The organism is uncultured Sunxiuqinia sp. (assembly GCF_947495665.1).
Lineage (GTDB): Bacteria > Bacteroidota > Bacteroidia > Bacteroidales > Prolixibacteraceae > Sunxiuqinia > Sunxiuqinia rutila.
This window is the reverse complement of record NZ_CANLZV010000054.1, coordinates 1-275: the sequence shown is the minus strand read 5'-3', so window position 1 is coordinate 275 and position 275 is coordinate 1. Positions and strand designations below refer to the sequence as shown.

Sequence of the window (275 nt, the reverse complement as noted above, 5' to 3'; positions counted from 1 at the left end):
GCTGTAATGGCAAAGTCGTTTGAAACGTAAGTCACCGTGTAGTTGCCTTCCTTGTTGGTGGCCCCTTCCACAATGGTAAGTGTTCCCTGGTTGATGGCATAGCTGCCGACTGTTTCACCAGCATCACGGCTTAGTGCTCCGTCGAAAGAGTCACCAGCAGCGAGACTTCCGGAAGTTACGGAATAAGTCAATGCAGCCGGATCAGTTTCTCCATACACTTTGGTTTGTCCGGCATCGGCTGTGATGGTGATTGGCCGTGCTGTAATGGCAAAGTC

General features: G+C 51.3%; 1 protein-coding gene. It reads right to left on the bottom strand.

The window, feature by feature from the left end; translation table 11 throughout:
* Positions 1 to 275 (bottom strand): MBG domain-containing protein (locus Q1A18_RS19015; protein ID WP_299584739.1); only part of this gene is annotated, 275 nt, incomplete at both ends.